Here is a 3,638-nt window from a genome sequence, read left to right as displayed (position 1 = left end):
GGCTCGGAGGGCGGCACCGACGACTCCTCGCGCGGAGTGGCGGCGCCGATGACCGGGGATGCCTCGCCAGCGACGGGCGCAGCGCCTCTGCCCCTCCCCTCGAGCTCGCGAAGCCGCCGCAGCGCCGCAGGGTCGTTCTGGATGTCGGCGTTCGGGCCATAGGCGCGAGCCTGCAGACGGCGCAGCTCACTCTCATCGGACGGCGTCACCGGACGATCCTCGCATCACGAGGATGCCCTAGGCGGCGCGGCTCAGCTCACGGTCCCCGTGTCGCCCGCTCAGAGCGATTCGAGCAGTTCGCGGATGCGCGCGCGCAGTGCCAGCCAGGATGCCTCGAGACCCGGGTGCAGAGGCAGGGAGTCGACGGCGTCGACCGGCACCCAGCGCAGCTCGATGCTCTCAGCGTCGCCGATGACCGGAGCGAACGGCTCGTCGATGTGGGCCACGACGGTGGTGTAGCTCCACCAGCCGAGGTCCCAGACGGACTCGAAGTCGATCACGACCTCGTCGATCGGAACGCCGGCCTCTTCGTGGGCCTCGCGCACGGCGCCCTGCGCGGCGCTCTCATCCTCGTGGCGCGCGCCGCCGGGAATCCCCCACGTGCCGCCGAAGTGGCTGAAACCTGCGCGGTGCTGCAGCAGCACCCCGACCTCGCGGTTGACGAGCAGCAGCCCGGCCGCGCCGAAGTGGCCCCAGAACTTGCGCCCGTCGGGGCCCTCGACCCAGCCGTCGCCGCTACCCAGAGGGCGCCGGGGCATGGGGTCGCTCGCGTCAGCGTGAGCCGAGAGGGGCAGGTCTTCGGGGTCGGTCACCCCTCTACTCTGTCACTCCCCCTCGGCCCATCACCGGCTCATCCGTCGCAGCGCGTCACACGGCGTCAGCGGGCTGCGGCACCGGGTACGGCTGATCGAAGTCCGCCGAGCGGCTGACCTGCTCCCACGCCTCGGCCTCCGCCAGCTGCTTCTTGGAGTACGCGAGCGACATCTCGACGGCGTTGACGCCGACGAGCAGGTGGCTCGGCACGTTCTCACGCGCCGCAGCCTGCACGATGATCTCGGCGGCGCGCTTGGGGTCGCCCGCCGGCCGGGAACCGGTCTGGCGCATGCGCGCGTTCATCGCGCCGATGGTCGCCTCGTACTCGGCGGGGATGTCATGCACCTCCATCGAGCTGCCCGCCCAGTCGGTTGCGAAACCGCTCGGCTCGACGACCATAGTGCGGATGCCGAACGGCGCCGTCTCGACGGCGAGCACCCGCGTGAAGCCGTCGACGGCGAACTTGGCCGCCTGGTAGCTCGCGATGCCCGGGCTGCCGCCGACGCGGCCGCCCACCGACGAGAACTGCACGACGAGGCCGCCGCCCTGGGCCCGCAGCTGCGGGATGGCCGCCTTGGTCACGTTGTAGACGCCCCAGAAGTTCGTCTCGAACTGCCTGCGGAAGTCGGCGTCGTCGCCCGTCTCGATGGGGGCGACGTTGGCGTAGCCCGCGTTGTTGACGACGACGTCGATGCGGCCGAAGCGCGCGACGGCCTCGGCGACGGCGGCGCGCGCGGCCGAGGCATCCGTCACATCGAGCGCGACGGTCGCCACCCGGTCGCCGTAGCGCTCGACGAACTCGGCGAGCTGCTCCGGCGTGCGCGCGGTCGCGACCACGCGATGCCCCGCTTCGAGAGCGGATTCGACGAGGGCGCGGCCGAAGCCGCGCGAGGAACCGGTGATGAACCAGACCTGCTGGTCACTGTCATGAGTAGTCACGAGAGTTAATACAACAGCGTTGTCTTATTTATTGCAACATCGTTGCGTAAACTGTCGGCATGACGGACACCCGCTTCCAGCGCGCCCGCTCCGACGAGGCGAAGCACCAGCGCGAGCAGGCCATCCTCACGGCCGCGAGCGCGCTCGGCGCCGAGCGCGGGATCCGGAGCGTGACCCTCACAGACATCGCTGCCCGCGTCGGCATGCACAAGTCGGCTCTGCTGCGCTACTTCGAGACGCGCGAGCAGATCTTCCTGCGGCTCACCGCGGCCGGCTGGCGCGACTGGGGCTCGGCGCTGCACGCGGCATTGCAGGCGATGACGGATGCCTCGCCCGAACGCCTTGCCCACGAGGTCGCGACCTCGCTCGTCGCCCGGCCGATGTTCTGCGACCTGCTGGCGCAGGCGCCGCTGAACCTTGAGCGCAACGTCTCGCTCGAATCCGTCCGCGAGTTCAAACTCGTCACGCTCGAAGAGGTCGACGCCATCGGCGCCGAGCTGACCCGTCTGCGCGGGCTCAGCGAGCAGCAGCGCGTGGACGTGATCGCCACCGCGACGAGCATGGCCGGTGCGCTGTGGCAGATGGCGACGCCGGGGCCCGAGGTCGAGGCTCTCTACCGCAGCGACCCGAGGCTCGGGCACGCGATCGTCGAGGTCGGGCCGCGCCTCGAGCGCGTGCTCACCGCCCTGCTCACGGGCATGCGGGGCTGAACGCCGCCGCGCGGCTACTGCCCGCGAACCGCGGCAAGCCGCACGAGATTGCGGGTCGCCATCGCGATCGTGAGCGGGCCGACCCGCGGCACGAAGGCGCTTGCGCGCTCCATCACCGAGTCGTCGAAGTTGGAGTACTCGGCGACGTCGACGCAGATCGCACCCTCTTTGATCTCGTCGCCGCGGATGAGCTCGAAGTTCTTCGAGGGCACCGCCGAGATCACCACGTCGGCGACGGCGAGCGCCTGGGCGCGGTCGATGTCGGACTCGCGCACGTCGTGCGTGTGACGGCCGATCGCGGGCTGGAAGGTCACCGCCCCCGACAGGTCGAGCGAGTGCACGACGGCGCCGTCGTTGGCGAGCATCGCGGCAAGAGGGCGCCCGACCAGGTCGCTGCGGTTGATGATGCAGGCTGTGACGCCCTCGAGCGGCGCGTCGCCGCCGCCGCCGCGCATGCCGGCGTGCTGCAGCAGCTTGAGAATCGCCAGTGGCGTGCACGGCAGGATCGCCCGGGTGGCGTGCGCGTCGTCGATGAAGCGCTGGTTCTCGTAGAGCAGCCGGCTCCAGAACGAATGCAGGCCCTCGACGTCTTTGCGGGGGTCGACGAGCTCGCGCAGCCAGCGGTCCCCCGTGCGGTCGGTGAGCGGGTAGTAGAGGAACACGCCGTCGATCTCGGGGTCGACGTTCGCGGCGGCGATCGCCGGCTCGACCTCGCCCGCGTCAACACGCCGCAGCTCGAAGTCGATGCCGACCGACTCGGCGCCCCGCCGTGCGTAGCGCGCATAGGTCGCGGCGGGCCCGTCGTCCTGCCCGAGGAGCCCGAGGATGCGCGGCGCGCGGCCGTGCCGCTCGGTCAGACGGGTCACGTCCTGGCGGACCTGCCCGCGGTACTCCGCGGCGATCGGCGACGGGTCGAGCACCTGAGCGGTCACAGCTGTTCCTCCACTGCCGCGCTCGCGGCGTCTCTGCGGGCCCTCAGACCGGCGGCCGCGGCCGAACCGAGCCGATCGAGCTGGTCGATGTTGATGTCTGCGGTGCGCACCGCCGCCCGCGCGGCCCCCACCACGATGTCGCGGCCCGCGAGCACATCGCTCGCGACCCCGGGCTTCACCACCGGCTCGAGCTCATGCGACAGCGCGAGCACCGCGACGAAGGACTCGACGAGCGCCAGCGGCC

At 71.2% G+C, this 3,638-nt stretch carries 5 protein-coding genes and 1 pseudogene; 1 reads left to right on the top strand and 5 read right to left on the bottom strand.

The genetic code is table 11. The features are described 5' to 3' along the window. The 3 genes and pseudogenes from ACM2XV_RS13375 to ACM2XV_RS13365 all read right to left on the bottom strand — a co-directional run. A pseudogene (locus ACM2XV_RS13375) lies at positions 1-209 on the bottom strand (spermidine/putrescine ABC transporter permease); the annotation flags it as partial. A 69-nt stretch (positions 210-278) separates the two neighbouring features. Then, complete coding sequence (locus ACM2XV_RS13370) at positions 279-812, bottom strand: NUDIX domain-containing protein (RefSeq protein ID WP_487027287.1); 534 nt, start codon at positions 810-812, stop codon at positions 279-281. 55 nt (positions 813-867) lie between these two features. Continuing rightward, positions 868-1,752: an SDR family NAD(P)-dependent oxidoreductase gene (locus tag ACM2XV_RS13365; protein WP_487027286.1), complete on the bottom strand. Its 885-nt coding sequence runs from the start codon at positions 1,750-1,752 to the stop codon at positions 868-870. 59 nt (positions 1,753-1,811) lie between these two features. Here ACM2XV_RS13365 and ACM2XV_RS13360 point away from each other — a divergent pair, with 59 nt between their 5' ends. Further along, entirely contained in the window at positions 1,812-2,462 is a 651-nt protein-coding gene (locus ACM2XV_RS13360; RefSeq protein WP_487027285.1) for a TetR/AcrR family transcriptional regulator, read from the top strand. A 14-nt stretch (positions 2,463-2,476) separates the two neighbouring features. On the opposite strand, the gene ACM2XV_RS13355 is transcribed toward ACM2XV_RS13360, so the two are convergent. Both ACM2XV_RS13355 and ACM2XV_RS13350 read right to left on the bottom strand, forming a co-directional pair. Then, positions 2,477-3,394 carry a bifunctional methylenetetrahydrofolate dehydrogenase/methenyltetrahydrofolate cyclohydrolase gene (locus ACM2XV_RS13355; RefSeq protein WP_487027284.1) on the bottom strand — a complete coding sequence of 306 codons (918 nt, stop codon included), beginning with the start codon at positions 3,392-3,394 and terminating at the stop codon, positions 2,477-2,479. Continuing rightward, positions 3,391-3,638, bottom strand: a 248-nt coding sequence (locus ACM2XV_RS13350) for a hypothetical protein (protein WP_487027283.1), incomplete at its 5' end; no start/stop codon positions are given. The genes ACM2XV_RS13355 and ACM2XV_RS13350, both read right to left, overlap by 4 nt.

Source organism: Gryllotalpicola sp. CP2-P1, assembly GCF_057512245.1.
This window is presented reverse-complemented; position numbering and strand designations above follow the sequence as displayed.